The sequence below is a fragment of the Streptomyces sp. NPDC088766 genome, from assembly GCF_044750845.1.
In the GTDB taxonomy this organism is placed as follows: Bacteria; Actinomycetota; Actinomycetes; order Streptomycetales; family Streptomycetaceae; genus Streptomyces.
The window spans coordinates 45,303-70,313 of sequence record NZ_JBIVKQ010000008.1 but is presented as its reverse complement, the minus strand read 5'-3'; the positions used below and the strand labels follow the sequence as shown (position 1 = coordinate 70,313).

Genomic DNA, 25,011 nt, shown 5'->3' with positions numbered 1-25,011 from the left:
GCGGGGGGCCCGCCGGGCGGGCGGAAGGTGCCGGTGGGACCCCTCGGTGGTGTGCGGCTCGGTGGTGTGCGGCTCGGTGGTGTGCGGCTCGGTGGTGTGCGGCGGTGGTGTGCGGCCGCGCGGTCTGCGGGGGACCGGTGTGCGGCGGTCCGGTCGGCACCGGTCAGCAGGAGACAGGTGTGCGGCGGTCCGGCCGCTCGCTGTCCGCCCGCTCGCTGTCCGCCCGCTCCTGGTTCCGAGCCGGCGGTTCAGGCGGCAGGGCCGCCGCCCGACGGCGTGCCCGGCGTACGGCCAGCGCGTCGGCCACCGCGGCGATCGTGAACGTCACCCCCGTCGAGGTGGCCAGCAGCAGCGCGAGCCGCTCCCGGCGTTCCGGTGCGAGAGCCCTGCCCACTCTTCCTCACTCCTCCCGGTCCGGCACTGTTCCTTCGCCTCCGGCCGACTCCCTCCGGCACCTCGTCCCATGGGCCGACCGGCCCGGATGCCGCCGGGAAGCGGCCCGATGCACCACCTGTCGGGCCGAGTCCCACCCGTTGGGCCGGAAGGGCCCTCATTGGGGTCGAGCGGCCCGTGGCCAGCGCGGGCCGACGGGGACAGTCTGGAATCAGCGGAGCTGCCGTGGCGAGTCGGCACCGGCCGGCGCACCCGACGCGGCGCGGGCCGGCTCCGCCGCCGACGCCCCGAGCACACTGCGTACGCCCCACACGTCGGCCGCCTGCGGCCGGAGGCAAGAAGGGAACCGGAACGATGACCTCCATCACTCTGGCCGCGGGCCTTCCGATCCAGCACCGTGAACAGCTGATGCGGTACGCCCGCGAGGTCGCCTTCGACGTGGGCACCCGCATTTTCGAGGAGGGACGGCACGCCGACCGCTTCTGGATCATCAGGACCGGGACCGTCGCCCTCGACCTGCGGGTGCCCGGCCGTCGCGCCGCTGTCATCGAGTCGATCGGCCACGGCGAACTGGTCGGCTGGTCCTGGCACTTCCCGCCGTACGTGTGGCAGCTGGGCGCCGAGGCCACCAGTCCGGTGCGCGCGTGGGAGTTCGACGCGGAGGCCGTGCGGGCGATGTGCGCCGGCGACCCGGAGTTCGGCCGCGCGGTCGCACAGTGGGTCGGGCGGGTCGTCGCCCACCGGCTGCAATCGGCCCGTGTCCGCCTGCTCGACCTGTACGCCCCGTACGGCAGCGGCAGCCGCTGAGGCCGGGGCGCCCCGTCTGCCGACGACGCCGCCCCGGCCGTCCGGGCCCGGTCACCGCCGTTCCCCCGCGCGCCGCTCCCCCACCGCCGCTCCGCCCCCGACAGTCCGCCTCCGACACTCCGCCCCCGACAGTCCGAGGAGCACATCATGTCCAGCAGTACGCACATCGTCAGCGACGTCATGACGCACACGGTCGTGGCCGTGGGGCGCGACGCGCGCTTCAAGGACGTCGTCCAGCTCATGGAGGAGTGGAAGGTCAGCGCCCTGCCGGTGCTGGAGGGCGAGGGCCGGGTCGTCGGCGTGGTGTCCGAGGCCGACCTGCTGCCGAAGGAGGAGTTCCGCGACGACGACCCCGACCGGCACACCCAGCGGAGCCGACTGGGCGACCTCGCCAAGGCGGGCGCACTGACCGCCGGGGAACTGATGAGCACCCCGGCGGTGACCGTGCACGCCGACGCCACCCTCGCCCAGGCCGCCCGCATCATGGCCCAGCGCAAGGTCAAGCGGCTGCCCGTCGTCAACGCCGAGGGCCTCCTCGACGGCCTGGTCAGCCGGGCGGACCTGCTGAAGGTCTTCCTGCGGACGGACCAGGACATCGCCGAGGAAGTCCGGCGGGAGGTCGTCTCCGTCCTCTTCCCCGCTCCGGCCGAACCCCTGGGCGTGGAGGTCAAGGACGGCGTGGTGACCCTCACCGGTCACATCCGCGACACCTCCCTGGTACCCGTCGCCGCCCGTCTGGTGCGCGCCGTCGAGGGCGTCGTCGACGTCGAGTGCGACTTCTCGGGCGGATTCCCGCGCAGCGTGCCGAGCTGAGACGGGGACTCCTGTGCGGCGGCGGTACGGCGGGCCGCACAGCGGCACGAAGGAGAAATCGACGGCGGGCGGCCGGTGATGCACCGGCCGCCCGCCGTCCCCGTCCGGGCAGGGACCGCAGTCGCGCACGTGCCGGTCAGCCGGCGGGGACGACGACCACGGGGCAGTGGGAGCGGTGCAGCAGCGTGTGACCGACCGCGCCGGGGCGCGGTCCCGGCCGTCCGTCGGTCCGGCGGACGCCGATCACGACGACGGCGGCGTCCCGCGTGGCTTCCAGCAGCGCGTGCGCCGGTGCGGTGCGGACCGTGTCGGCGACGATCTCCACCTGCGGGTGCAGGTCGCGCAGCGTGGCCAGGCCGAAGCGGGGTACGGCCTCGTCGGCCCGTTCCCTCCGGGCGAGCCGTTCCTGTCCCGGGCTCGTCGCGGGCACGAGCGAGGGCAGTTCGGGCAGGACATGCCGGTGGGCCGGGGTGTGCAGCACCCGCAGCCGGGCACCGCGCCGCCGCGCCTCCTCGAAGGCGTAGTCGGCCACGGCCGCGTCGGCGTCGTCCGGCAGGTGCAGCAGTACGTCCCCGCCGCTGCCGTCGGCGTGGTCGCCGCGCACGACGAGCAACGGGCCGTGGGTGTGCGCGGCCACGCGCAGGCTCACCGAACCGAACAGCAGGCCGCCGAGCCCTCCGAGCCCTCTGGTGCCCACCACGGTGAGGGCCGCCGACCCGCTCGCGTCGGCCAGCGCCCGTACCGCCCCGCTCTCGGTGGCCACGGTCTCCACCGCGAGCGCCGGACGACGGTCGGCGACGCGGGACGCGGAGGACGCCAGCACCGGTGCGGCCTCGTCGCGGTCGGGCACGGCGTGGACCACGCGCAGCGGGCAGCCGCGGCGGGCCGCCTCGTCCGCGGCGCGGTCCAGCGCCCGTACGGAGACGAGCGAGCCGTCCACACCGACGACCACCCGTTCCCGGACGACCGCTCGTCCCTGATGCTGATGCTGCTGGTGGTGGGTCATGGCTTCCTCCCCTTCGGCTCCGCCCGACGACTCCGCGGCGGCTCACGGCCGATGCTCGTCCTCGGACCGGGGCCGGGGCAGGGGCCGGGGGAACCCGGCGGCGCGCCGAACGGCCCCTTCCACCGTGCCGTCCGGTCCCCCGCACGCCTGCGGGGAGGCAGAGGGAGCCGCCGGGCGGATCGGGCCCCGGACCAGCGGGCGTTGTGCGCGGGCCCGGCGCGGCCGGCGGCGAGCCGGACCCGCCCACCTGCGGGTCCGGCTCGCCGAGCGCCTCGGTCACCTCACCGCTGTTGCGCCCGCACGGCCACGGAGTCGTGCCGCTGCCCTCCGAGCACGACCTTGAGGGCACCGGTCTCGGCGGCGTTGCCGAAGACGTCGTACGCCTCCTGCATGCTGTCGAGCGGGAAGGTGTGGGTGACCAGCTGGGAGGTGGGCAGCCGGCCGGCGGCCGCCATCCGCAGCAGGGTGGGTGTGGAGTGGGTGTCGACCAGGCCCGTGGTGATGGTCACGTTCTTGATCCACAGGTCTTCCAGGTGCAGCGTCGCCGGCTTGCCGTGGACGCCGACGTTGGCGACCCGGCCGCCGGGCCGCACCATCCGGGTGCACATCTCGAAGGTCTCCGGCACGCCGACCGCCTCGATGACGACGTCGGCGCCCAGGCCGTCGGTGAGGTCGGCGACCAGCTGCTCGGGGGCTTCCCGGGCGTCCGCGACGGTCTCGGCCCCGAGTTTGCGGGCGGCCTCCAGGCGGGACGCCGCCACGTCCACGGCGATGATCCGCTCGGGCGAGAAGAGCCGGGCGGTGGCGACGGCCGCCAGTCCGACGGGGCCGGCCCCCACGACGACGACGGTGTCTCCGGGACGGACCCGGCCGTTGAGCACGCCCACCTCGTAGGAGGTCGGGAAGATGTCGGCCAGCAGCACGGCGTCCTCGCTGGTCACCGCGCCCGGCAACGGGTACACGGAGAGGTCGGCGTACGGCACCCGGACGTACTCGGCCTGGGTTCCGTCGATCAGGTGACCGAGGATCCAGCCCCCGCCGCCCCGGCACTGGCCGTACATGGCCTCGCGGCAGTAACGGCACCGCCCGCAGGCGCTGATGCAGGAGACCAGGACCCGGTCCCCCGGCCGCACCGTACGCACGTCGCCGCCGACCTCGACGATCTCGCCGACGGCCTCGTGGCCCAGTACCGTGCCGGGGCGCACCTCGGGCACGTCGCCCTTGAGGATGTGAAGGTCCGTGCCGCAGATGGTGACGGCGTCGACCCGGACGATGGCGTCGGTGGCCTCCCTGAGGCCGGGGTCCGGCATCTCTTCCCAGGCGGACTGTCCGGGACCGTGGAATACGTAGCCTTTCATGCCGCACCTCTCGGGTTCTCGCTCCGGGGCGGGAGCCGGAGCCCTGCGCCGCCGTCGGCGGGCGGAGCCCGGCTCCCGCGCACTGCGTTTCTCTCCCCCGACACCTCCAGCCTGTCCCATGGTCCCGGAATCCGCTTGGGCCGGTCGGCCCCGCGCGCGGAGCCGACCGGAGCGTCGGGGCGGCGCACCGCCCGCGGGCGCGGTGCCGCGGAGGGCCCAACGGCCTCCCGGCGGGGCCGGGACAGGTCCGTTCGGCCCAGGGGAGCCGCCCCCTCGGCCCCTGCCCCGCGCCCGGCTTCGCTGCCACCGTCGAAGAAGGACGAGGACGGGCGAGGAGGTGCCGGCGATGCGCGGCAGCAGGGGCGTGGGAATGCCGTGGCGGAGGCGGGACGATCCGCTGCGGCGCCACGAGGATGTCGTCGAGGCCTGGATCATGCTGGTGCTGTGGACGGTCGTGCTCGTCGGCGGGACCCTCGCCGGGTTCGTGACGGCCCACGCCGCCGTCCAGGCGTCCGCGCGGGAACGTGCCGAGCGGCACCCCGTCACGGCCGTCGTGCTCGCCGACGTGCCGCGCGCCACGACGGACGTCGGGAACACCTACCGGATGAGGACCGAGGTGCGCTGGACGGCTCCCGACGGCACCTCGCGGACCGGGCAGACCCTGGTGAGCAGGGGCATCGGGTCCGGCGCGCGGATCACGGTCTGGCAGAACGACCGCGGCACGCTCACCCCGCAGCCGACGGGCGCCACCGAAGGCGCCGTCGAGGCGGCCTTCTTCGGCGCCGGCGCCGCGCTGGCCGTCACCGGCGCCGCTCTCGGTGTCGGCGCTCTCGCACGGTGGCGGCTCGACCGGGGCAGGCTGGCCCGGTGGGCCGCGGAGTGGGAGCTGATCGGCCCGCGGTGGACCCAGCGGACCGGATGACCGGCGGCGGGCACCGCGCGGCCTCTCGCGGGGCTCCTGCCCGGAAGGAGCCGACCGGCCCGCGGGCAGGGGCTTCCGCCGCTGCGCGAGGGGCACGCGCGCGTGCCGCGATGAACATCGAGGCGGCCGACCGCCGCCGCGCCCCAGGAGGTGGCGTATGCGCCACGACGAACGCGCGGACGTCGCGTTGCGGCCGACCCGTACTCCGCGGTCCCCGTACCGCACCGGCGTCGTGACGCCGGGCCCCCCGGACGGGGCCGGGACGGCGCACGAGGCCACCGGCCGCCCGGACACGCCCCCGCACGCGCCGACGGCGGGCGATCCGAGTGCGCCCCGCCGACCGGGCCCGGACTCCGGCGCCGTCGGCCCCATCTACCCGCTGGGCACCGCCGGCTGCGCACCGGAGCACCCGGTACGGCTCAGCCGTCCCGCCCGCCCGCCGTGGCGGCCCGGCCGTGCCACCACGGCGGTGGCCGGGGCGCCGACCGTCGACGTCCCCTCGGACGGCACCCGGCGGGCGGCCCGCGTGCCGGGCGCCGACCGGGCCGGGGCGCCGGTTTCCGCCGGTGCGGAAGGTGCGCCGGCACGGCCGCGCCGACTCGCCGAGGACGTTCTCCGTGCCAGGAGGTCTCCGCACGATCCCGGTTCCGTGGGCGCCCGTCACCGAACCTCGCCCGGTACCGGTCGGGGCGCGGCGCGCGGGCTGGCCGGGGCCGGTGCGGCCGCCTCGCCGGCGCTCGACGGAGCGGCGGCGCGCGAGGGGACCGCCGTACCGGACGGGCCCCGGCCGCGGGGCGAGGTCGAGGTGCCCGCCGGACCGGTGCGGCTGAGCGGGCGGCTCTCGCTTCCCGCCGCCCCCTGGGCGATGGTGGTCGTGGTGCGCGGCGCGGGCCGTCACGGCCCGCGGGAACAGCGCTTCGCCGACGCCCTGCGGGGACGGCACCTCGGCGCCCTCCTGCTCGACCTGCTCGCCGAGGAGGAACGCACCCCGCACAACGTCCACGACGTCGTCCTGCTGGCCCGGCGTCTGCACGCCGCCTCCCAGTGGCTCCGCCGCGAGATCTCCCTGCCGGTGGCCTACTTCGGCACGGGCACGGGTGCGGCTGCCGCTCTGGAGGCCGCCGCGGGCGACGACATCCGCGCGGTCGTGTCCCGCAGCGGCCGTCCGGACCTGGCCGGGCCGGCCGCGCTCGCCGCGCTCGAGGCCCCGACGCTCCTCGTCGTCGGCGGACTCGACACGCGGGTCCTCGGCCGGAGCCGGGTGGCGGCCGACTGGATGCACTGCGAGCACCGCATCGCCGTGGTCCCCGGCGCCACGCACGCCTTCACCGAGCCGGGTGTCCTGAACACCGCGACAGCGCTCGGCCTGGACTGGTTCACCGATCGCCTGCTGCGGCCGGGCCCCGTCACCGCGCGCCCCGTCACCGCGCGCCCCGGCGCGGCGTGACCGGCCGACGGGCCCGCCTGCCGGTCCGTCGGCGGGTCCGCGCCGCACGCGCGCGTGCGGGCCGCCCACGCGGCGAGCCCTCGGTGCCCGTCGCGGTGACGGACGCCGAGGGCTCGCCGGCCCCGCCCTCTACGGGCTCCCGCGGTCGCGCAGGGCCTTCGCGACGCCCGCCGCCCACGACTCGATCACCGCGAAGTCACGGAAGTCGCCGCCCTTCCCGGACCGGACGATCATGCGGGCGATGCGGCCCTCGGCCCCCTCCTCCAGGCGCCCGCCGAAGGTGACGTGCTCGCCGACGTCGAGCCTGTCCATGGCGCGCCGGACGCCGCGCACGGGCGGGATGTCCCGCTCGGAGGCCGAGGCGTCCAGCGGTCCGCTGCTGAAGAACCACACCGGACGCCCGGTCAGGGCCCGGCGGTGGCGTCGTACGAAGCGGCGGGCGTCCTTGTGCCAGCGTCCGGCGTACAGTCCGCCGCCGACCACCACGGCGTCGTAGGGCGCCACGTCCGTCACGGACCCGGCGGGCAGGGCCTCGGCCGCGAGCCCGTCCTTGCGAAGGACCTCCGCGACCGCCTCCGCGATCTGCGCCGTCGAGCCGTTCTTCGTCGCGTAGGCGACCAGCACGTTGTCCGGCATGGCGATCCGCCTCCTCTCAGATGCGTCTCTCAGATGCGTCGCGGCCGTTCGTCGGCCACGCCGTGCGGGACCCGGGTGTCGGGCCGGGGCCGGGTGTCGTCCATCCGGTGGGTGAGTCTGCCGACCACGCCGACCACGTCGACGGTCCGGCGGGTCGTGGCCACGGGGATCCCGGTCTCGCTCCTGCGCTCCGTGCGCCGTCCGGGGTGACCACGCCTTCCGTCACGAAGACGCCGACGCTCCTGGATGCCGCCCACAGTGCCTTCACCAGTATCTCCTCGATCACCTCCCGGCGAATCTCCGCGTCGGGCCGCAGGAAGATCCGCATCAGGTCGTGCCGGGTGACGATGCCGGCCAGCCGGCCCTCGGCGCCGAGCACCGGCAGCCGCCCCACGTGCCGTCGGGTCGTGGTCAGCCGGCCGCCGGGCTCTCCGTCTCCCGTACCGGGGCGTGCCACACGAGCTCGGTGCCGCCGCCTTCCCGGTCGGCGTGTTCCATGTTCCCGCCGAGCTTCCTGGCCCGTTCCGCCATGTTGGTGAGGCCGCTGCGGCGGCCTTCCGCCGGGATGCCCACACCGTTGTCGGTGACCGTGAGGCGGACCTCCTTGCCGTCGGTCTCCAGCACGACCTCGGCGCGGTCGGCGCCGGCGTGCCGGGCGATGTTGGTCAGGGACTCGGACAGGACGGCCACGATGTGGTCGGCGGTGTCCTTCGGCACGTGGGTGTCGAGCAGTCCCTCCATGCGGACGCTGGGTGCGAAACCGAGGACGGGCGCGGCCTCTCCGACCACTCGGGCCGCTCGGGCCCGCAGGCCGGGCGCCGCCTCGTCGCCGCGGGTGCGCAGACCGAAGATCGTCGACCGGATGATCTTGATGGTCTCGTCGAGGTCGTCCACCGCCCTCAGCACCCGCTCGGAAGCACCCGGGTGCTCGATGAAGCGGCCCGCGCTCTGCAGCGTCATGCCGGTGGCGAACAGCCGCTGGATGGCCAGGTCGTGAAGGTCCCGGGCGATCCGGTCGCGGTCCTCGAGCAGCACGATCTGCTCGGCGTCCTGACGGCGCTCGGCCAGCTCCATGGCGACGGCGGCCTGGGCGGCGAAGATCCGCAGCGGTGCCATCTCCTTCTCGGTGAACTCGTTGCCGCCCGCCTCGCGGACCAGCAGCACCACACCGCGGGCGCTCTCGCCGGAGCCGATGGGGACGGCCACGGCCGGACCCAGCCCCGTGAACCGCGGGGGGCCCGCCGAAGTCCGCTCGTCCCGGGCGATGTCCGCGCTGGTCACCGGCGTGTCCTGGGCGAAGGCCTGGCCGATGAGGCTGCTTTCCTGGGGCAGTACGAGGCCCCGGTGGGCTTCCGCCTCCAGGCCGATGGCCAGTTCCACGGTGAGGGAGTCGGTGCCCTGCATCGGGATCGCCAGCACGGCGAGTGCCGCGCCGGTGATCTCCCGTGCCTGTTCGGCGATGAGCGCGAGGACGTCGCCCTGCTCGCTGCCGGACATCAGCCGGTGGGTGATCTCGGCGTTGGCCTGGAGCCAGCGCTCGCGCAGCCGGGAGTCCTCGTAGAGCCGGGCGTTGTCGATGGCGACGCCCGCCGCGACGGCCAGCGTCGACAGCACCGCCTCGTCCTCCTCGTCGAACTGCAGCCCGCCGCGCTTCTCGGTCAGGTACAGGTTGCCGAAGACCTGCTCGCGCACCCGGATGGGGACGCCGAGGAAGGAGTTCATCGGGGGGTGGTTCGCCGGAAAGCCGTAGGAGGCGGAATGTTCGGAGAGTTTGGCCAGGCGCAGGGGCTCGGGGTGGCGGATCAGCTCTCCGAGGATGCCGTGGCCCTCCGGGTACGGGCCGATGCGTGCGATCTGTTCCTCGCTGACCCCGACCGTGTGGAACGCCGACAGCCGGCGCCCGTCCGGGCCGATCACGCCCAGTGCGGCGTACTCGGCGTCGACGAGGGCCGCGGCGGCCTCGACGATGCTGTGCAGCGCCTGCTCGAGGTCCAGTTCCCGGCCCACCGAGAGCACTGCCTCCAGCAGGCTGTGGACCCGGTCCCGGGTGCCGCGGGCCGCGTCCAGGCGGGCCTGCAACTCTTCCAGGAGCTCGTCCAGCCGCAGCTGGGGCAGCCGCATCCGGGCCTGCTCCCCCTCGGGGCTTCCCACCCGTTCTCCTCCCGCTCTCCGCCTGTGAACGGCAGTGGTACCGCTTCACTACGCCTGCAACGGTAGCGGTCGGCGCCAAAGGAGGATACGGGATCGTTTCGTCGTGGTGGGGAGTCCCGAGGGATGATCGTCAGTCGCGGGGCAGGCGGGCGGCGACGTACTCGGTGAGGTCGAGCAACCGGTTGGTGTAGCCCCACTCGTTGTCGTACCAGCCGAAGACCTTCACCAGGTCGCCGTGCACCTGGGTCAACGGGGCGTCCAGGACGCAGGAGGCCGGGTCGCCGACGACGTCCCGGGAGACGATCGGGGCGTCGGAGACCCTCAGGACGCCCTTGAGCGGTCCGGCGGCGGCCTCCCGGTAGGCGGCGTTGATCTCGTCCGCGGTCACGGGGCGTTCGAGGACCATGGTCGGGTCGGTGAGGGAGCCGTCCTCGACCGGGACGCGCACGGCGCTGCCGTCGAGGGTGCCGGCCAGCTCGGGCAGGACCAGGCCGACGGCGCGGGCGGCCCCGGTGCTGGTGGGGATGATGTTCACGGCGGCGCTGCGGCCGCGGCGCAGGTCCTTGTGCGGGCCGTCGAGGACCACCTGGTCGTTGGTGTAGCCGTGGATGGTGGTCATCAGCCCCTTGACGACGCCGAAGTGCTCGTCGAGCACCTTCACCATCGGGGCCACGCAGTTGGTGGTGCACGAGGCGTTGGAGACCACGTGGTGCCGTCGCGCGTCGTACGTGCCCTCGTTGACGCCCATGACGACGGTGGCGTCGACGTCCTTGCCCGGCACGGACAGCAGCACCTTGCGCGCGCCCGCCGACAGGTGCCGGCCCGCCTGCTCGCGGGTGCGGAAGCGGCCGGTCGACTCGATGACGATGTCGACGCCGAGGTCGCCCCAGGCGAGGGCGGCCGGGTCGCGCTCGGCGCTCACGGCCACGCGGTGGCCGTCGACGGTCAGCGAGGTGTCGTCGTGGTCGACGGGCCGGCCGAGGCGGCCGTACGTCGAGTCGTACGTCAGCAGATGGGCCAGCGCCGCCGGCGACGTGACGTCGTTGACGGCCACCACCTCCACGGATGTCGCGCTGCCCGTCCCGGCGCGTTCCAGCACGCACCGCAGGTAGTTGCGTCCGATGCGGCCGAAACCGTTGATGCCCACGCGTACGGTCATGTCCGTCGTCCTCCCCGATGGGTCGTCCCTGTCCGGTGCTCCCCGGACGCCGTGCCGGCCTCCCGTCGGCGGGCGGGGCGGGACTTGGGCCGTAGGGGGGGCCGGCAGCGGGCCGTTCGGCCCTGCTCCGGGCGGCGCGGCCGGACCGGCTGCCAGGCCGAGCCGCCCGCAGTCGGGCCGATAGGGCCGGTCGGCCCGCGCCGAGGACCTGCGGCCCTGCTGCGGGCGGCCTCCACTGCCACATGCTGGAAGCAGAAGCCGAGTTCAGGAGGCAGAACACCATGGTCCGCACTGTTGTCGCGGGTATCGACGGATCGTCACAGAGCAACGCCGCCGCGCAATGGGCGGCACGTGAGGCGCAGTTGCGCGGCCTGCCGCTGACGCTGGTCCACGTGTGGCAGCCGGTGCCGGAGCCGATGGCCCAGGCGCCGCTGCTCGGCGCCGAGACGCAGGCGCACTGGAGCGAGCGCATCCCGCGTGAGACGGCCGAGGGCCTGCGGCTGCGCCACCCCGGCGTCGAGATCACGCAGCGGCAACTGACCGGCACGCCCGCCGACGTGCTGGCGGACGCCGCGAGGGATGCCGAACTGCTCGTCCTCGGCTCCCGCGCCCTCAGCGGGCTCGGCGGGTTCCTGGTCGGCTCGGTGGGCCTGGCGGCCGTCGCGCACACCGATGTCCCGGTGGTGCTCGTCCGGGCCGGGGAACAGGCCGCCGACGAGCAGGTCGTGGATCCGGCCGGCACCCCGTCCGCGGCAGCCCCGTACCGTCCGGTCGTGCTCGGCCTGGACGTGGCCGAGCCCGACGACGCCGTCCTCGGCTTCGCCTTCGAGGAGGCCGAGCGCCGCGGCACCGCCCTGCACGTGGTGCACGCGTGGACGCTGGCGCCGTACTACGTCTACAGCCTGCCCGCGGCGCCCGAGATCGGTGCCGAGCTCGGCCGGCAGGAAGCCGCCGCTCTGGCCGAGGTGCTGCGCCCCTGGCGCACGAAGTACCCGGACGTCCAGGTCGTCGAGATCTCCCGCCCGGGCAGCGCGGCCGACCGCGTGCTGGACGCCGCCCGCGAGGCCTCCCTCGTCGTCGTGGGCCGCCGGATCCGCCGCAGCCCGCTGGGCTCCCGCATCGGCCCGGTCGCGCACGCAGTCCTGCACCACTGCACGGCCCCCGTCGCCGTCGTCGCGCACCCCTGACGCCGCACGGCCCACGGCGCACCGGAGCACCGGAGCACCGGAGCACCGACGCACCGACGCACCGACGCATCCAGCACAGACAGCACAGACAGCACAGAGGAGAAGAAGCCATGAAGGCAGCGGTCGTTCGCGCGTTCGGTGAGCCCCTGGTCATCGAGGAACGTCCGGACCCCGAGCCCGGTCCGGGTCAGATCCGGGTCCGGGTGGAGGCGTCCGGGCTGTGCCACACCGACATCCACGCCGCGCACGGTGACTGGCCGGTCAAGCCCGACCCGCCGTTCGTGCCCGGCCACGAGGGCGTCGGCCTGGTCGAGGAGCTCGGCGAGGGCGTCACCCACCTGTCCGTGGGACAGCGGGTCGCCGTGCCCTGGCTGGGCAGGGCCTGCGGACGGTGCGAGCACTGCCTGTCCGGCTGGGAGACCCTGTGCGAGCAGCAGATCAACACCGGCTACGGCTGCGACGGCGGATACGCCGAGAAGATGCTGGCCTGGGCCGACTTCGCCCAGCCGGTGCCCGAGGGCATCACCGCCCTGGAGGCCGCGCCGCTGACCTGCGCGGGCGTGACCACCTACAAGGCGCTCAAGGTCGCCGACGTGAGACCCACCCAGCTCGTCGCCGTCTCCGGCGTCGGCGGGCTCGGACACCTGGCCGTGCAGTACGCCAAGATCGCCGGTGCCACCGTCGCCGCGATCGACGTCACCGACGACAAGCTCCGGCTCGCCGAGGACCTCGGCGCCGACATCGTCGTCGACGCCCGGGTGGAGAACGTCGGCGAGGTCCTCAAGCGGCACGGCGGCGCCCACGCGGCCGTCGCGCTCGCGGTGAACGACGCGGCCTTCGAAGCCGTCAACGCCGGACTGCGACGCGGCGGCAAGCTGGTGATGGTGGCCCTGCCGGCGCACGGCACGGTCCGGGTGCCGATCTTCGACACCGTCCTCAACGGCACCTCGGTGATCGGCTCCATCGTCGGTACCCGTCAGGACCTCGCCGAGGTCTTCCAGCTGCACGCCGCCGGACGCACCAAGGTCATCTACGAGACCCGCCCTCTCGCCTCCGTCAACGACTCCATCGACGAGGTGCTGCGCGGCCAGGTCAAGGCCCGCATCGTCTTCGACCTCGGCGCGGGTGGGTGACGACGGCGCGACGCCTCCGGCCGTGTCCCCCGTGGCGCAGTGGTACGGGGGACACGGCCGCGTCAGGCTTCCTCCTGCCGCGCGAACCGGAGCGAGAGGGAGCGCAGCACGTCGGCGGTCGAGGTGTCGGGCCGGCCCTCGTCGTGCACCTCGCCGAGGTGCACGAAGGCGTAGGAGAAACAGTTGGCCAGCGTCAGGATGGCGGGCCCGAGCGCTGCCGTGATGATCTCCATGGTCTCCTGCGCGGTCGCGTCCCTCGGGAGGCTGATCTGCGGCAACGTCTCCGCGAGGAGCGCGGAGATGGCCCCGGTGAGGGCGACGTCGGCGTCAGGGTTCTCGCGGACCTGCCGCTTCATCTCGATGGCCTCGGTGAGGATGCCGATGACGCGCTGCATGATCTCGGATTGCTGCATGCGGGGAGCCTACGGCCGGCGGACCCGGTGGTGCGATCGGCCGGCCCGGCCTGCCCGCGGACCGGCCGCTCCACCCGGCCACGGCGCAAGTCGCTTGATCCGTAAGGCGATTGTCCGGTTTCCAGCAGGAGGCCACGGCCGCCCGCCGGGTGCGGGGCCACCACGTGGTCCCGGTCGTCGACCGTGACACCACGGGCGCACTGCCCCGGCTCGCCACCACCTGCGTACCCGGGCTGCCGCCGGACGAGGCCCTGACCGCGTACGGACCGCTGCCGCTGCCCGAGGCCCTCCGGCTCACCGGCTGCGTCGCCGAGGCGCTGCGGGCCGCGCCGCCGCGCTCCGGGGGCGAGCGGCGGTGGCCCGTCAGCGGTCACCGCGGGCAGGCCCGGACGATGTACGCCCGGCGTGCCGCGCCCACCGCCGGGAAGAGCGGTGACGGCGCCGGCCACCAGTGGCAGGGGCCGCCGCCGCAGGGGCCTTCAGCTGCTCCCACTCGTCCCACGCCGTACGTTCCCCGGTCCCCGGCATGTCGCGCGGCTCGACGACGCGCCTCGGCGGGGCGCGGCCCGGGACGACTCGCGCGGTGCACAAATACCCGTGCCGAACGGCGCGTCGACGCAGTATCTATCGGGTACGCGTACGGCCCTGCCGTCCAGGGGCCGTCTCGACATCAGCAGAGAGGCCATCATGCCCGCCGAACTGTCCGACAGCCTCAAGTCCCTCCTCGACTCGCCCGTCTTCATCACCGTTGCCACGATCCAGCCCGACGGCAGCCCGCAGGTGTCACCGGTGTGGGCGAAGCGGGACGGCGACGACGTGCTGTTCTCCACGACCGTGGACCGCCGGAAGTACAAGAACCTCACGCGCGACCCCCGGGTCACCCTGGTCGTGCAGCCCGCCGACTCGCCGTACACGTACGCCGAGGTCCGCGGCACCGCCGAGATGACCACCGACGGCGCCCGCGAGCTGATCGACGAGCTGTCGCTCAAGTACACCGGCAAGCGGTACGCGGACTTCAACCCGGCCTCGGTCGACGACGCCGACCGTGTCGTCGTGAGGATCAAGGCGCGCAAGGTGGTGGGAGGCCTCTGAGGTTGCGGGGGGCTTCGCGGCGTGGGCCAGGGGTGCGCCCCGGCTGCCGTGACGCGGTCTACGGCGTGATCGGGTCGAGGAGGTGCGGTCCGTCGTGGCGGGCGTCGTTGACGGCCGGCGACACCGGTCGCACCTCGAGACGCCCCTCCGCGGGGCTCCGGAGCAGGGCGCGCAGTTCGTCGGGATCCTGGTGGGCGGGGTCGAGCCAGGCGTCGTAGCGGTCCTCGGTGAGGGAGAGCGGCATGCGAGGGTGCACCCGGCCGGCCGCGTCCGTGGCGTCGGTGGTGATGACGGTGCAGGTCAGCAGCCAGGCGGCGGGGTCGTCGTCCTGCTGCACCTGCGGGTCGCGCCAGTACTCGTACAGGCCGGCGAGGGCCATGACCCGGCCGTCCTCGGGGTGGATGAAGTACGGCTGCTTGCGGGTCCGGCCCGTGTCCTCGGCCTTGACCGGCTGCCATTCGTAGAAGCCGTCCGCGGGCAGCAGACAGCGGCGCCGGACGAAGGCACGGCGGAAGGCGGGCTTCTCGTGCAGGGTCTCCGCCCTGGCGTTGATCATCCGCGCGCCGATCTTGACGTCCTTCGCCCACGACGGCACCAGGCCCCAGCGCAGCGACCGCAGCTCACGTCTGGCCGGAGCGGCGTCGTCCTCGCCGCGCGGTGTGCGTTCGAGGACGGCCCAGACATCGTCGGTCGGAGCGACGTTCCAGCTCGGCGCGAGCGGCTCGGCGACCGGCCGGTCGGCGACGTGGAAGTGCCGGGCGAGGTCCTCGGGACCACGGGTGGAAACGTAGCGACCACACATGCATTCCACTGTCCCACTGTTTTCCCGGGAACGTACGGGCGCCGTCCGGCGGTGCGGGCGCGTGAAATCCGGCGGTGCGGGCGCGCGAAAAGGGCCGGCGCCGGGAAGGCGTCGACCCTTTTCCGTCACGTCAGCGGCGGCAGGCGCGGGCCGGTGTGATCACAGGGGGCGTACGCGCGATGCCTGCGGACCCTTGGGACCCTGCACGATGTCGAATTCCACCTGCTGGTTCTCCTCCAGGCTGCGGAAGCCGGAGCTGTCGATCTCCGAGTAGTGCACGAAGACGTCCGGGCCGCCTTCGGCCTGGGCGATGAAGCCGAAGCCCTTTTCGGCGTTGAACCACTTGACGGTTCCCTGAGTCATTGCTTCTCCTTACAGGGGCTGGGTTGGGCAATTCGCACCGTGCGAATACCCGGCCGGTTAATGACGCGGCTGCTCCAGCACAACCTGGAGAACAAGCTTCGCGCCCGCGACATCGTTCTCTGCGAGCATGCGACTGGCACAAACACACGAGTAAAACTGCGACCGGCTTCTCCCACCAGGCTACCGCCGGAATCATTCCGGCTCGCGTGCACAGACCCACTGGAGTGATGGTCGAGCGGGCTGGGGGACGCCGCCCAGCGGCTTCCCTGCGTTCAGTCCTGCTTTCCGCGCCCGGTGAGCATGTCGCGCAGGCGGTCGACCATGCCGGTGCCGGGCGCGAGGATCTTGTTCGCGGGCGGAGTGTCCGGCGCGGACGGGTGCGGGCGGGTGGGAGCGTGCTTCTTGGCCGAGCGGACCTTCTCGCCGAGATCCTCCAGAGCGGCGGCGGAGCAGACCTCGGCCAGCAGGGGGAACAGCCGGTTCTCCTCGTCGTCGGCGTGCGCCGTGACGGAGGTCCTGAGTCCCGTGACCAGCGCGTCGAAGCGTCCGTCGCCGGGGCGGCAGTCCTCCAGCTCCTTGAGCATGCGCTCGACCTCGCCGTGCTCGGCGATCTCCTCGTCGGCGAGGTCGTCTCCGTCGTCGACGTACCGGCGCACCGTCGGGTACAGGTACTGCTCCTCGGCCACCGAGTGGCGGACCAGCTCCATGGTGATCCGGTCCGCGAGTTCGCGTCGCTCCGGGTCGGCCGGCGGCAGCGCTTCGATCTGCGCGAAGAGGGCGTCCACCTCGCGATGGTCAGCGGTCAGTTCCTGGATGACGTTTCCGCCGTGTCCCATGGGTTCTCCACTCCTCGTCGTGCTGCGTCCGGGTGCCGGTCGGCCGCCCTCGGCGCGTGCGTCCGCGCCGTCGGCGTCGTCCTTCGGCGAGGGCGGGAACGGCCACTGCGTCCCGAGCGCCCCGCCCGTCCGGCACCCAGGACCTATGCCTCCCCCGCGCGCTGCCCCTGCCCCGCGATGCCCCGCCCCTTCACTCCGGCGGCCGACAGGCTCGTTCACGGCCGGTGTCCGCAGCGGCTCACCCGGGGCGCGGGTCCGCGTGAACCACGGGGCGGCGGAGCGGCGCCCGCTCGACGAGGCCAGCGCCGACAACAGCGGGACACGCCTGATCGTCTGATCGTCCACGCCCGCGCCGATGTCGCCATCGCCACGGCCACCGCACCGACCACGGCGGCGTGAAGGCTGCGGTCGGGGGATGGGCGTCCGACCGCCGGGGCGGCCCGCTGATCTCCTTCGCCCGTGGTGCGGAGGGTGGGACTGCCCGCGCTGCTCCATGCCCCTGACGCCGGCGGCCCTCTGGCACCAGGACGAGGTCGTCGTGGCGCACGACGGCCACCGGGACGACCGGGAGCTGCCCGGCGGCACGCCCGGACCGGGTGAGACCGCTCGGCGGGCGGCCGGCCGTCACCGGGGGCTGCTGCGGGCAGGACGCCTGCCGGCCGGGGGTGCAGCCCGCGGCGCGCTTCACGAACACACCGGCGTCGCGCGCCGGCCGGAGCCCGCGGTGCGCCGGCCGGCCACGGCCGCACCACCGGATGGTCGGCCCGGACGGCCCGGACGGTCAGGACGGTCAGGACCGCTCGGACGGTCAGGACCGTTCGGGGGCGCCGTGGGGCGGAGCCGCCCCCGTGCGGCGGGTGAGGGGCAGCAGTGCCCCCGCCAGCAGCAGGGTGGTCAGGCCGAGCAGCCCCACGGCCGAAGCCAGATCGCCGAGGGCGCCCTTGCCGCCGAGGAGGACGAGGGGGCAGGCGAACTCGCCGAGGAAGAACGCCGATGTCCACAGGCCGGTGCCACGGCCGCGGTCGGCGAAGTCGAGCCGGGACATGGCCAGCGTCAGCAGGGACGGCAGCAGGAGTCCGGTGGCGACGCAGTTGACCACGGCTCCCACGATCAGCAGGGGCAGGCCGTCGGCGAGGCCCATGAGCAGGAAGCCCACGCCGCTCAGCGCGAAGACGAGGGGAAGGCGGTGCCGGGGGCGGTCGGCGAGCCGGGTGAAGACGACGGAGCCGACGACGGTGGCCGCGCTGGCGACCGCGGTGACGGCGCCGATCACGCCGGGGGCGTCCGTGCCGAGGTCGTCGAGGAGGTAGGACATCTCCACGGGCACCGTGTAGAAGACGACCGCGCCGAACACGGTCAGCAGGCAGATGCCGATCATGCGGCGCACCGGGAAGGGCCGCGGGTCGGTGCCGGTGCGGTCCTGTTCGTCCCCCGACGCGGGCCGCGGGGTCGGCAGGGCGCGGGCCATGACGGGGGCGAGCAGCAGTCCGACCGCGTACAGCCCGAAGGGCGCACGCCAGCCGGCCGCCCCCAGGGCGCCGCCGAGCACGAAGAAGACCGTGGCGGACGCCGAAGCGCACATGGTCTGCAGGGCGAGGTACCGATCGCGGACCCGTCCCGTGTAGTAGTCGCCGATCAGCGTCGTGCAGGCGGTCATGATCGCCGCCTCGGCCACTCCGACCAGCACACGGCTCGCAAGGATGCCGTACAGCGAGTCCGTCCACAGCGGGACCGTGCCGAAGAGCGCGTACAGGAGCGTCGCGGCGACCAGCAGGCGCTTGCGACCGACCCGGTCGACGACGATGCCCGCGAACGGAGCGAGCAGGGCGAGCGACAGGGCGGGAACGGTCAGTACCAGGGGAACGAGCGCCGCGGCCCCGGCGACCCCCTCGAAGTGGTCCTGCATGCGGGGCAGGACGGGGGCGATCAGGACGGCGCCGAGGACGGGCAGGCAGCTGCCGGCCATCAGCAGCGTGGCCGGCAGCTTCCCCCCGGCCTGCGGGGAGTCGCCTCGGTCGAGGGCGGTCGGGACGGCGGGAGCGGGCATGGCGGCACTCCAGGGCGCGAGGCGGGAGAGGTGATGCCCCGTGGCGGTCGGGTCCCTGGCTCGGAGGACGTCGGCACACGGGCGCGTGATGTGCCACGACTATGCGTTCCGGGAGGCGGCCTGCCCAGACCTGGCGTGATCCGGGTTTCGGATGCCTCCGATCCATCGTGTGGATACCCGGCGGATCCGGTGGGGCGGGGACCCCGTCCAGGAGATCGTGCTCCGCGCCGCCCGGCCCGCCGCCGTCCCGCCCAGCCCCGCCCCGCCTCGCCCAGCCCCGGCCGTCAGAACGGGGCTCGCTCCCCCGGAACATCCGCGAGGCGCCTGCCGACCCGCGCGGCCGTTTCCCGCAGCCAGATGTGGGCCGCGTCATGGGTGTGCACCGGGTGCCACCACAGTGCCTCCTGGAGGGGCACGGCCTCGTAGGGCGGTTCCAGCACGCGGACGGCGGCGATCGGTGCGAGGAGGCTCGCCAGGCGCGCCTGGACGAGGGCGATGCGCCGGGTGCCGGCCACCAGGAGCGGCAGGAGCTGGAAGCTGTCGACGGAGACCTCCACCCGTGGCTCGATGCCGAGCATGCCGAGCTGGCGGACGGCCGGGGCGTCGTAGGTGCGCTGGTAGGTGACCCAGGGCAGTCTCGCCAGGTCCCGTCGGGTGAGGTGGTCGTCGACGCTCGGGTGGTCGTCCGCGACGAGGAAGACCCAGCGGTCCTGGTAGAGGTCGGTGGCGGGGAAGTCGCTGATGACACCGTGCGGCATGAACAGGCCGTCGGTGGCGCTCAGCAGGTTCGCCGTGTCGTCGACGACGGTGGGCGGGGTCTGCGCGAAGCGCAGGCGGATGCCGGGGGCCTCCTCGTGCACCACGCGGGCGAGTTCGGTGCCGAAGACGGCGACGGCGTAGTCGGAGGCGACCAGCTTGAACTCGCGGCTCTCCTTGGACGGGTCGAAGTCGGCCTGGCTGGCGAAGAGGCGTTCCAGCACGTCGTAAGCCGTGGAGGTGCGGTCGAGCAGGACCTGGGCGAGGGCGGTGAGCTCGTAGTGGCCGCCGACCCGGGCGAGCAGGTCGTCGTCGAAGTGGCGGCGCAGCCGGGCCAGGGCGGCGCTCATGGCGGGCTGGCTGAGGCCGATGCGCTGTCCGGCCCGGGTGACGTTGCGTTCCTCCAGCAGCGCGCGCAGGGCGACGACGAGGTTGAGGTCCAGGCGGGCCAGGTTCACGGGTCTTCCCCCAGTGGTACGACGTTGCACGGCGCCGACCAGGAAGAATTCGCCGGATGGATGTCGGTCATCCACAGAATCGATTTCCCTGATCGTTGGTGGCGGGTCCAGATTAGTCGCACCGCAACCAGGAGGACATGTCCGTGAAACCCGAACCCGTCTCCGCGCTCTTCGCCGGACCGTTCGCCCTCGCCACGCTGTCGGCCCCGGACGGCCCGGCCTTCCCCGCCCTGGTCACCCCGGACGCCCGGGTGATCGACCTGCGCTCCGCCCTCGGTGACGGTCCGGCGGACGTCCGCGGGCTGCTGGAGGACTGGGAGACCGTCCTGCCGCGGCTGCGGGTGCTGGCCGCGGAGGACGGCCTCGACCGCGGGCCGCTGGCGGACTTCCGGGTGCACGCCCCCGTCGAGCCGCGGCAGGTGTTCCAGTCGGGAGCGAACTACCGGCAGCACGTCATCGATCTGCACGTCGCCCACCGGGCGCCCGGCGACGACCGGCCCGAGGAGGAGCGGCGCGCCGAGGCCGCGGAGATCATGGACCGGCGGGCGGCCGAGGACCTGCCCTACGTGTTCATCGGCCTGCCGAGCGCGATCACCGGCCCGTACGACGACGTCGTCCTGCCCGCTTGGGCCGAACAACCGGACTGGGAGCTGGAGTTGGCGGTCGTGATCGGCCGGCCCGCCCACCGGGTGTCCGTGGCGGAAGCCCTGGAGCACGTCGCCGGGTACACGATCGCCAACGACCTCACCGACCGCGCCACGGTCTTCCGCCGCGACATGCCGCAGATCGGCACCGACTGGCTGCGCAGCAAGAACGCCCCCGGCTTCACGCCGCTCGGCCCCTGGATCGTGCCCGCCGAGTCGATCGCGGACCCCGGTGACCTGCGGCTGACGCTGAAGCTGAACGGCGAGACGATGCAGGACGAGTCCACCAAGGACATGATCTTCGACGTGGCCCGGATGGTGTCGTACGCCTCCCAGAGCGCCCGTCTGCTCCCCGGCGACCTGGTGCTGACCGGATCCCCGGCCGGTAACGGCATGCACTGGGGCCGGCTGCTGCGCGACGGCGACGTGATGGAGGGGGCGGTCACCGGGCTCGGCACCCAGCGCACCCGCTGTGTCGCGGAGGGGACCGCGTGAACCGCGACGATCCCGAGGGCGCGATCGCCGAGGCCGCCGAGGCGTACTCCAACTGGGGGCGCTGGGGCGAGGACGACGTGCTCGGCACGCTGAACTTCCTCGACGAGGCCAAGCGCCGCGAAGGCGCCGCGCTCGTGCGGCGGGGCGTGAGTTTCTCCCTCTCCCAGCGCTTCGACATGAACGGCCCGCAGAAGGGCTGGCGGCGGCGCACCAACCCGGTGCACACCATGCTCGACACCGGCACCGACGCGGCGCTCGGCAACCAGGGCTTCCCGCACGGCATCGGCGGCGCCGACGACGTGATAGCGATGCCGCTCCAGTGCTCCACCCAGTGGGACGGGCTGGGACACATCTTCGACCACGGCAAAGCGTGGAACGGGCGGGCGGCGGAGAAGGTCGTCACCTCCGACGGCGACCTCGTCACCGGCATCGAACACATGGCGCCGTACGTCGCGGGACGCGGGGTGCTGCTCGACGTGGGCCGGGTCGTCGGTGCGGACGGAGAGCTGCCCGACGGCTTCGCGATCACCGAGGAGCATCTGCGGGCGACCGCCGCGGCCCACGGGGTGACCGTCGGGCGCGGTGACATCGTGCTGGTCCGCACCGGGCAGCTGGCCCGGGTCCGCCGCGACGGCTGGGGCGACTACGCCGGCGGCCCCGCGCCCGGCCTGTCGTTCACCACGGCCGGCTGGCTGCACGGCAGCGAGATCGCCGCGATCGCCACCGACACCTGGGGCTTCGAGGTCCGCCCGAACGAGTTCGCGCACGCCTTCCAGCCCCTGCACCAGGTCGTCATCCCCAACGTGGGCCTGCTGATCGGCGAGATGTGGGACCTCGACGACCTCGCCGCGGACTGCGCCGACGACGGCGTCCACGAGTTCTGGCTCACCGCCGCGCCGCTCCCCATCACCGGCGCCGTCGGCTCCCCCGTCAATCCGATCGCCGTCAAGTAACCCGAGGAACAAGGGAGTTCCCCATGAACCAAGCCCGCACGGTCCTCGTCGTCGGGGGCGGCGCGGCCGGCAACGCCGTGACGATCCTGCTGCGCCGGGCCGGCCTCGCCGTGGACCTGATCGAGGCCAGGGACGACTGGAACGCCACCGCCGGCTCCGGCATCACCCTCCAGGGCAACGCCCTGCGGGTACTGCGTGAACTCGGCGTGTGGGAGCAGGTCGAGGCGTCCGGCTTCGGCTTCGGCTCCGTCGGCATCACCGCCCCCGACGGCACCGTCCTGCACGTCGCCCGCGACATCCGCACCGGCGGCGACGACCTGCCCGCCACCGTCGGCATGCAGCGCCCGCGGCTCCAGCAGATCCTCATCGACGCCGTGCGCGCGAGCGGCGCTTCGGTCCGGCTGGGCACCACCGCCGAGATCCTGGACCAGGACGCCGACGGCGTCTCCGTCCGCCTCAGCGACGGCAGCGAGACCCGCTACGACCTGGTGATCGCCGCCGACGGCCTCGGCTCCGCCACCCGCGCCGCGGTCGGCATCACCGACAAGCCCGAGCCCACCGGCATGGCCATCTGGCGCATCGCCGCCCCCCGCCCCGCAGGCGTGACCCGCACCGACCTCGCCTACGGCGGCCCGGCCTACATCGCCGGCTACTGCCCCACCGGCGAGAGCACCCTGTACGCCTACGTCGTCGAGGCCAACCGCGACCGCGCCTCGATACCGGCCCAGTCCCACGCCGACGAGATGCGGCGCCTGGCCTCGGCGTACGGCGGCTTCTGGCCGGAGATCACCCGGCACATCACCGACCCGGCGAAGGTCAACTACACCTGGTTCGACCGGCTGCTGGTCGAGGACTCCTGGCACCGCGGCCGGGTCGTCCTGGTCGGCGACGCCGCGCACTGCTGCCCGCCCACGCTCGCCCAGGGCGCGGCGCTGTCCCTGGAGGACGCCTGGGTCCTCGCAGAGTTGCTGACCGGGTCCGACACCTGGGACGACGCGCTGTTCCAGGCGTACTACGAGCGGCGGATCACCCGGGTCCGTGCGGTCGTCGAGGCGTCCGTGCAGATCGGGCAGTGGCAGCTCGACGGGGTGCGCGACGCCGACGTGCCCGGCCTGATGGGCCGGACCATGACCATGCTCAGGGAGCTTCCGTGACCGAACCCACCCCTCATGGAGGCCCGGCCTCCGCCCCCGTCCCGACCGTCGACGTGCACGCCCACGTCCTGCTGCCCGAGGTCGACGCGCTCGTGGCCGGGCTGCCCGGCCACGCCGGGGCCAGGGCCCTGGACGCACGCCGCAACGGCCCCGCCGCCCTGGCGGTGAGCGGCCCCATGGTCCGCGACCGCATCCCCCGGCTGACCGACGTGGCCGTACGCCTCGCCGCCATGGACGCCCAGGGCGTGGACGTCCAGCTGGTCAGCCCCTCCCCCTCGCACTACCACTACTGGGCGGACGAGGAGACGGCCGAGAAGGTGTACCGGCTGGCCAACGAGGCCACCGCCGCGCACTGCGCGGCGGCGCCGAACCGGCTGCGCGGCCTCGGACTGGCGCCGCTCCAGCACCCGGACCGGCTGGTCCGCGCCCTGGACCACGCTCTGGAGCAGGGTCTGGCCGGGGTGGAGATCTCCAGCCACGCCCCCGGACGGGAACTCTCCGACCCGGCCTACGCACCCTTCTGGTCCCGGGCCGAGGAGACCGGCGCGCTCCTCTTCCTGCACCCCTTCGGCTGCACGCTCGACGAGCGGCTGGACCGCTGGTACCTGTCCAACACCGTGGGACAGCCCACCGAGAACGCCGTCGCGCTGTCCCACCTGATCTTCTCCGGGGTGCTGGACCGGCACCCCGCGCTGAAACTCGTCGCCGCGCACGGCGGCGGCTACCTGCCCACCCACATCGGGCGCTCCGACCACGCCTGGTCGGCCCGCTCCGACGCGGGCGGCGGCTGCGCGCACCCGCCCAGCAGCTATCTGAAGCGGCTGTACTTCGACTCCCTCGTCCACGACCCGCACGTGCTGCGGGAGCTGGTCCGCGTCGCCGGGGCCGACCGGGTGCTGCTCGGCTCCGACTTCCCCTTCGACATGGGCACCGAGGACCCGGTCGGCGCCCTGCGCGCCGCGCGTCTTTGCGATGCCGACTTCCACGCCGTACGGGGCGGCAACGCCGCCGCCCTCCTCCGGAAGGACTGACACCATGCGCCTGCTCACCCACCTGCGGCACGTCGACCTCGCCGTGCCCGACTACGACAAGCAGCTCGACTTCTACGCCGGCGTCTGGGGCCTGACCAAGGTCGCCGAGGACTCCGGCATCTCCTTCCTGGCCGCCGAGGGCTCACCCGAGAGTTACGTGGTCCGGCTGCGCAAGGCCGACGAGAAGCGCCTCGACCTCGTCTCCTACGGCGCCGCGAGCGCGGCCGACGTCGACACCCTCGCCGAGCAACTCCTCTCTCAGGGCGTTCAGTTGATCTCCCAGCCGGGCAAGGCGGAAACGCCCGGCGGCGGTTACGGCTTCCGTTTCTTCGACGTCGACGGCCGCACCATCGAGGTCTTGGCCGACGTCGAGGTACGGCAGCACCGCAGGATCGAGGAGAAGGAGGCGATCCCGGTCAAGCTGAGCCACGTCGTCCTCAACTCCCCCGACCTGAACCGCACCCGCCAGTGGTACGAGCGCCACCTCGGCTTCGCGCTCTCCGACACGCTCAGCTCGCCGCGCGTGGGCGAGGTCATGCACTTCATGCGGATCAGCAACCAGCACCACTCGATGGCCATCGCCAAGGGCCCGCACACCGCCCTGCACCACATCTCCTTCGAGATGCGCGGCCTCGACGAGTACATGCGCGGTTCCGGCCGCGTGATGCGCGCCGGGTTCCGCAAGATCTGGGGGCCGGGCCGGCACATGGCGGGCGACAACACCTTCACGTACTTCCTCGACCCGCACGGCAACACCGTCGAGTACACCACCGAGCTGGAGTGCCTGGACGAGGACACCTGGCACCCGCACGTCTACGACTTCTCCCGGCCCGAGGTCACCGACCAGTGGGGCACCGCCAACCCGATGAACGAGCTGATCGCGAAGGAGTCCTTCAACGACCCCGACCGCGGCGTGTTCGTCGCCCCGCCGGTCTGACCCGGCCCCGTTCCCCAG

General features: G+C 73.8%; 25 protein-coding genes. 12 read left to right on the top strand and 13 right to left on the bottom strand.

What is annotated here, in order from left to right:
* Positions 1 to 163: 163 nt before the first annotated feature.
* Positions 164 to 394 carry a hypothetical protein gene (locus tag ACIP5W_RS13495; protein WP_401471397.1) on the bottom strand — a complete coding sequence of 77 codons (231 nt, stop codon included), beginning with the start codon at positions 392 to 394 and terminating at the stop codon, positions 164 to 166.
* Between the two features lie 353 nt (positions 395 to 747).
* Here ACIP5W_RS13495 and ACIP5W_RS13490 point away from each other — a divergent pair, with 353 nt between their 5' ends.
* Together ACIP5W_RS13490 and ACIP5W_RS13485 are read left to right on the top strand one after the other, a co-directional pair.
* Entirely contained in the window at positions 748 to 1,200 is a 453-nt protein-coding gene (locus tag ACIP5W_RS13490; RefSeq protein ID WP_401471394.1) for a cyclic nucleotide-binding domain-containing protein, read from the top strand.
* 147 nt (positions 1,201 to 1,347) lie between these two features.
* Complete coding sequence (locus ACIP5W_RS13485; RefSeq protein WP_401471391.1) at positions 1,348 to 2,013, top strand: CBS domain-containing protein; 666 nt, start codon at positions 1,348 to 1,350, stop codon at positions 2,011 to 2,013.
* A gap of 136 nt (positions 2,014 to 2,149) precedes the next feature.
* Here ACIP5W_RS13485 and ACIP5W_RS13480 read toward each other — a convergent pair whose 3' ends face one another.
* Together ACIP5W_RS13480 and ACIP5W_RS13475 are read right to left on the bottom strand one after the other, a co-directional pair.
* Positions 2,150 to 3,019, bottom strand: coding sequence for a universal stress protein (locus ACIP5W_RS13480; RefSeq protein WP_401471388.1), 870 nt, complete (start codon positions 3,017 to 3,019; stop codon positions 2,150 to 2,152).
* Between the two features lie 281 nt (positions 3,020 to 3,300).
* Complete coding sequence (locus ACIP5W_RS13475) at positions 3,301 to 4,377, bottom strand: zinc-dependent alcohol dehydrogenase family protein (protein WP_401471385.1); 1,077 nt, start codon at positions 4,375 to 4,377, stop codon at positions 3,301 to 3,303.
* A 346-nt stretch (positions 4,378 to 4,723) separates the two neighbouring features.
* On the opposite strand from ACIP5W_RS13475, the gene ACIP5W_RS13470 reads away from it, so the two are divergent.
* Both ACIP5W_RS13470 and ACIP5W_RS13465 read left to right on the top strand, forming a co-directional pair.
* The gene (locus ACIP5W_RS13470; protein ID WP_401471382.1) at positions 4,724 to 5,299 is read left to right on the top strand and encodes a hypothetical protein; all 576 of its coding nucleotides are present in this window, start codon (positions 4,724 to 4,726) and stop codon (positions 5,297 to 5,299) included.
* A gap of 157 nt (positions 5,300 to 5,456) precedes the next feature.
* Positions 5,457 to 6,746, top strand: coding sequence for a phosphoribosyltransferase (locus tag ACIP5W_RS13465; protein WP_401471379.1), 1,290 nt, complete (start codon positions 5,457 to 5,459; stop codon positions 6,744 to 6,746).
* A gap of 129 nt (positions 6,747 to 6,875) precedes the next feature.
* On the opposite strand, the gene ACIP5W_RS13460 is transcribed toward ACIP5W_RS13465, so the two are convergent.
* The 4 genes from ACIP5W_RS13460 to gap all read right to left on the bottom strand — a co-directional run bounded on the left by ACIP5W_RS13460 (position 6,876) and on the right by gap (position 10,692).
* Positions 6,876 to 7,382 carry a flavodoxin domain-containing protein gene (locus ACIP5W_RS13460; protein WP_401471376.1) on the bottom strand — a complete coding sequence of 169 codons (507 nt, stop codon included), beginning with the start codon at positions 7,380 to 7,382 and terminating at the stop codon, positions 6,876 to 6,878.
* Between the two features lie 29 nt (positions 7,383 to 7,411).
* The gene (locus tag ACIP5W_RS13455) at positions 7,412 to 7,546 is read right to left on the bottom strand and encodes a hypothetical protein (protein ID WP_401471952.1); all 135 of its coding nucleotides are present in this window, start codon (positions 7,544 to 7,546) and stop codon (positions 7,412 to 7,414) included.
* 247 nt (positions 7,547 to 7,793) lie between these two features.
* A complete protein-coding gene (locus ACIP5W_RS13450) occupies positions 7,794 to 9,503 on the bottom strand; it encodes a GAF domain-containing protein (protein WP_401471928.1) in 1,710 nt (569 codons plus the stop codon).
* A 160-nt stretch (positions 9,504 to 9,663) separates the two neighbouring features.
* Positions 9,664 to 10,692 carry a type I glyceraldehyde-3-phosphate dehydrogenase gene (gene gap, locus ACIP5W_RS13445; protein ID WP_401471373.1) on the bottom strand — a complete coding sequence of 343 codons (1,029 nt, stop codon included), beginning with the start codon at positions 10,690 to 10,692 and terminating at the stop codon, positions 9,664 to 9,666.
* 281 nt (positions 10,693 to 10,973) lie between these two features.
* Between gap and ACIP5W_RS13440 the strand changes: the two genes are divergently transcribed.
* Both ACIP5W_RS13440 and adhP read left to right on the top strand, forming a co-directional pair.
* Positions 10,974 to 11,879 carry a universal stress protein gene (locus ACIP5W_RS13440; protein WP_401471370.1) on the top strand — a complete coding sequence of 302 codons (906 nt, stop codon included), beginning with the start codon at positions 10,974 to 10,976 and terminating at the stop codon, positions 11,877 to 11,879.
* Between the two features lie 110 nt (positions 11,880 to 11,989).
* Positions 11,990 to 13,012: an alcohol dehydrogenase AdhP gene (gene adhP / locus ACIP5W_RS13435; protein WP_401471367.1), complete on the top strand. Its 1,023-nt coding sequence runs from the start codon at positions 11,990 to 11,992 to the stop codon at positions 13,010 to 13,012.
* 62 nt (positions 13,013 to 13,074) lie between these two features.
* Here the strand turns inward: adhP and ACIP5W_RS13430 are convergent, their stop codons facing one another.
* Positions 13,075 to 13,425, bottom strand: a complete 351-nt coding sequence (locus tag ACIP5W_RS13430; RefSeq protein ID WP_401471364.1) for a hypothetical protein — start codon at positions 13,423 to 13,425, stop codon at positions 13,075 to 13,077.
* Between the two features lie 687 nt (positions 13,426 to 14,112).
* Between ACIP5W_RS13430 and ACIP5W_RS13425 the strand changes: the two genes are divergently transcribed.
* The gene (locus ACIP5W_RS13425) at positions 14,113 to 14,517 is read left to right on the top strand and encodes a PPOX class F420-dependent oxidoreductase (RefSeq protein ID WP_401471361.1); all 405 of its coding nucleotides are present in this window, start codon (positions 14,113 to 14,115) and stop codon (positions 14,515 to 14,517) included.
* A 58-nt stretch (positions 14,518 to 14,575) separates the two neighbouring features.
* On the opposite strand, the gene ACIP5W_RS13420 is transcribed toward ACIP5W_RS13425, so the two are convergent.
* The 5 genes from ACIP5W_RS13420 to ACIP5W_RS13400 all read right to left on the bottom strand — a co-directional run bounded on the left by ACIP5W_RS13420 (position 14,576) and on the right by ACIP5W_RS13400 (position 19,779).
* Positions 14,576 to 15,319: an SOS response-associated peptidase gene (locus ACIP5W_RS13420; protein WP_401471358.1), complete on the bottom strand. Its 744-nt coding sequence runs from the start codon at positions 15,317 to 15,319 to the stop codon at positions 14,576 to 14,578.
* Between the two features lie 159 nt (positions 15,320 to 15,478).
* Positions 15,479 to 15,682 carry a cold-shock protein gene (locus tag ACIP5W_RS13415; RefSeq protein WP_033319767.1) on the bottom strand — a complete coding sequence of 68 codons (204 nt, stop codon included), beginning with the start codon at positions 15,680 to 15,682 and terminating at the stop codon, positions 15,479 to 15,481.
* Positions 15,683 to 15,954: 272 nt separating this feature from the next.
* Positions 15,955 to 16,518, bottom strand: a complete 564-nt coding sequence (locus ACIP5W_RS13410; RefSeq protein WP_401471354.1) for a hemerythrin domain-containing protein — start codon at positions 16,516 to 16,518, stop codon at positions 15,955 to 15,957.
* Positions 16,519 to 17,326: 808 nt separating this feature from the next.
* Positions 17,327 to 18,565, bottom strand: coding sequence for an MFS transporter (locus ACIP5W_RS13405; protein ID WP_401471351.1), 1,239 nt, complete (start codon positions 18,563 to 18,565; stop codon positions 17,327 to 17,329).
* 284 nt (positions 18,566 to 18,849) lie between these two features.
* Positions 18,850 to 19,779 carry a LysR family transcriptional regulator gene (locus tag ACIP5W_RS13400; RefSeq protein ID WP_401471348.1) on the bottom strand — a complete coding sequence of 310 codons (930 nt, stop codon included), beginning with the start codon at positions 19,777 to 19,779 and terminating at the stop codon, positions 18,850 to 18,852.
* Between the two features lie 137 nt (positions 19,780 to 19,916).
* Between ACIP5W_RS13400 and ACIP5W_RS13395 the strand changes: the two genes are divergently transcribed.
* Genes ACIP5W_RS13395 through ACIP5W_RS13375 form a run of 5 tightly spaced genes read left to right on the top strand, consistent with a single transcriptional unit; the run spans position 19,917 to position 24,993 of the window.
* Entirely contained in the window at positions 19,917 to 20,918 is a 1,002-nt protein-coding gene (locus ACIP5W_RS13395) for a fumarylacetoacetate hydrolase family protein (RefSeq protein WP_401471345.1), read from the top strand.
* Positions 20,915 to 21,871, top strand: coding sequence for a cyclase family protein (locus ACIP5W_RS13390; protein ID WP_401471342.1), 957 nt, complete (start codon positions 20,915 to 20,917; stop codon positions 21,869 to 21,871). Before ACIP5W_RS13395 ends, ACIP5W_RS13390 begins: the two co-directional genes overlap by 4 nt.
* A 23-nt stretch (positions 21,872 to 21,894) precedes the next feature.
* Positions 21,895 to 23,025 carry an FAD-dependent oxidoreductase gene (locus ACIP5W_RS13385; RefSeq protein ID WP_401471339.1) on the top strand — a complete coding sequence of 377 codons (1,131 nt, stop codon included), beginning with the start codon at positions 21,895 to 21,897 and terminating at the stop codon, positions 23,023 to 23,025.
* The gene (locus tag ACIP5W_RS13380) at positions 23,022 to 24,056 is read left to right on the top strand and encodes an amidohydrolase family protein (RefSeq protein ID WP_401471336.1); all 1,035 of its coding nucleotides are present in this window, start codon (positions 23,022 to 23,024) and stop codon (positions 24,054 to 24,056) included. The genes ACIP5W_RS13385 and ACIP5W_RS13380 overlap by 4 nt, the downstream gene beginning before the upstream one ends.
* 4 nt (positions 24,057 to 24,060) lie before the next feature.
* Positions 24,061 to 24,993, top strand: coding sequence for a VOC family protein (locus ACIP5W_RS13375; RefSeq protein WP_401471333.1), 933 nt, complete (start codon positions 24,061 to 24,063; stop codon positions 24,991 to 24,993).
* Positions 24,994 to 25,011: the final 18 nt, after the last annotated feature.

What these genes read in the sequence shown, in the direction of transcription:
- ACIP5W_RS13490 (WP_401471394.1), top strand. Translation starts at nt 748, where the DNA reads ATGACCTCCATCACTCTGGCCGCGGGCCTTCCGATCCAGCACCGTGAA.
- ACIP5W_RS13485 (WP_401471391.1), top strand. Translation starts at nt 1,348, where the DNA reads ATGTCCAGCAGTACGCACATCGTCAGCGACGTCATGACGCACACGGTC.
- ACIP5W_RS13480 (WP_401471388.1), bottom strand. Translation starts at nt 3,019, where the DNA reads ATGACCCACCACCAGCAGCATCAGCATCAGGGACGAGCGGTCGTCCGG.
- ACIP5W_RS13475 (WP_401471385.1), bottom strand. Translation starts at nt 4,377, where the DNA reads ATGAAAGGCTACGTATTCCACGGTCCCGGACAGTCCGCCTGGGAAGAG.
- ACIP5W_RS13470 (WP_401471382.1), top strand. Translation starts at nt 4,724, where the DNA reads ATGCGCGGCAGCAGGGGCGTGGGAATGCCGTGGCGGAGGCGGGACGAT.
- ACIP5W_RS13465 (WP_401471379.1), top strand. Translation starts at nt 5,457, where the DNA reads ATGCGCCACGACGAACGCGCGGACGTCGCGTTGCGGCCGACCCGTACT.
- ACIP5W_RS13460 (WP_401471376.1), bottom strand. Translation starts at nt 7,382, where the DNA reads ATGCCGGACAACGTGCTGGTCGCCTACGCGACGAAGAACGGCTCGACG.
- ACIP5W_RS13450 (WP_401471928.1), bottom strand. Translation starts at nt 9,503, where the DNA reads ATGCGGCTGCCCCAGCTGCGGCTGGACGAGCTCCTGGAAGAGTTGCAG.
- gap (WP_401471373.1), bottom strand. Translation starts at nt 10,692, where the DNA reads ATGACCGTACGCGTGGGCATCAACGGTTTCGGCCGCATCGGACGCAAC.
- ACIP5W_RS13440 (WP_401471370.1), top strand. Translation starts at nt 10,974, where the DNA reads ATGGTCCGCACTGTTGTCGCGGGTATCGACGGATCGTCACAGAGCAAC.
- adhP (WP_401471367.1), top strand. Translation starts at nt 11,990, where the DNA reads ATGAAGGCAGCGGTCGTTCGCGCGTTCGGTGAGCCCCTGGTCATCGAG.
- ACIP5W_RS13430 (WP_401471364.1), bottom strand. Translation starts at nt 13,425, where the DNA reads ATGCAGCAATCCGAGATCATGCAGCGCGTCATCGGCATCCTCACCGAG.
- ACIP5W_RS13425 (WP_401471361.1), top strand. Translation starts at nt 14,113, where the DNA reads ATGCCCGCCGAACTGTCCGACAGCCTCAAGTCCCTCCTCGACTCGCCC.
- ACIP5W_RS13420 (WP_401471358.1), bottom strand. Translation starts at nt 15,319, where the DNA reads ATGTGTGGTCGCTACGTTTCCACCCGTGGTCCCGAGGACCTCGCCCGG.
- ACIP5W_RS13415 (WP_033319767.1), bottom strand. Translation starts at nt 15,682, where the DNA reads ATGACTCAGGGAACCGTCAAGTGGTTCAACGCCGAAAAGGGCTTCGGC.
- ACIP5W_RS13410 (WP_401471354.1), bottom strand. Translation starts at nt 16,518, where the DNA reads ATGGGACACGGCGGAAACGTCATCCAGGAACTGACCGCTGACCATCGC.
- ACIP5W_RS13405 (WP_401471351.1), bottom strand. Translation starts at nt 18,565, where the DNA reads ATGCCCGCTCCCGCCGTCCCGACCGCCCTCGACCGAGGCGACTCCCCG.
- ACIP5W_RS13395 (WP_401471345.1), top strand. Translation starts at nt 19,917, where the DNA reads ATGTCCGTGAAACCCGAACCCGTCTCCGCGCTCTTCGCCGGACCGTTC.
- ACIP5W_RS13385 (WP_401471339.1), top strand. Translation starts at nt 21,895, where the DNA reads ATGAACCAAGCCCGCACGGTCCTCGTCGTCGGGGGCGGCGCGGCCGGC.
- ACIP5W_RS13375 (WP_401471333.1), top strand. Translation starts at nt 24,061, where the DNA reads ATGCGCCTGCTCACCCACCTGCGGCACGTCGACCTCGCCGTGCCCGAC.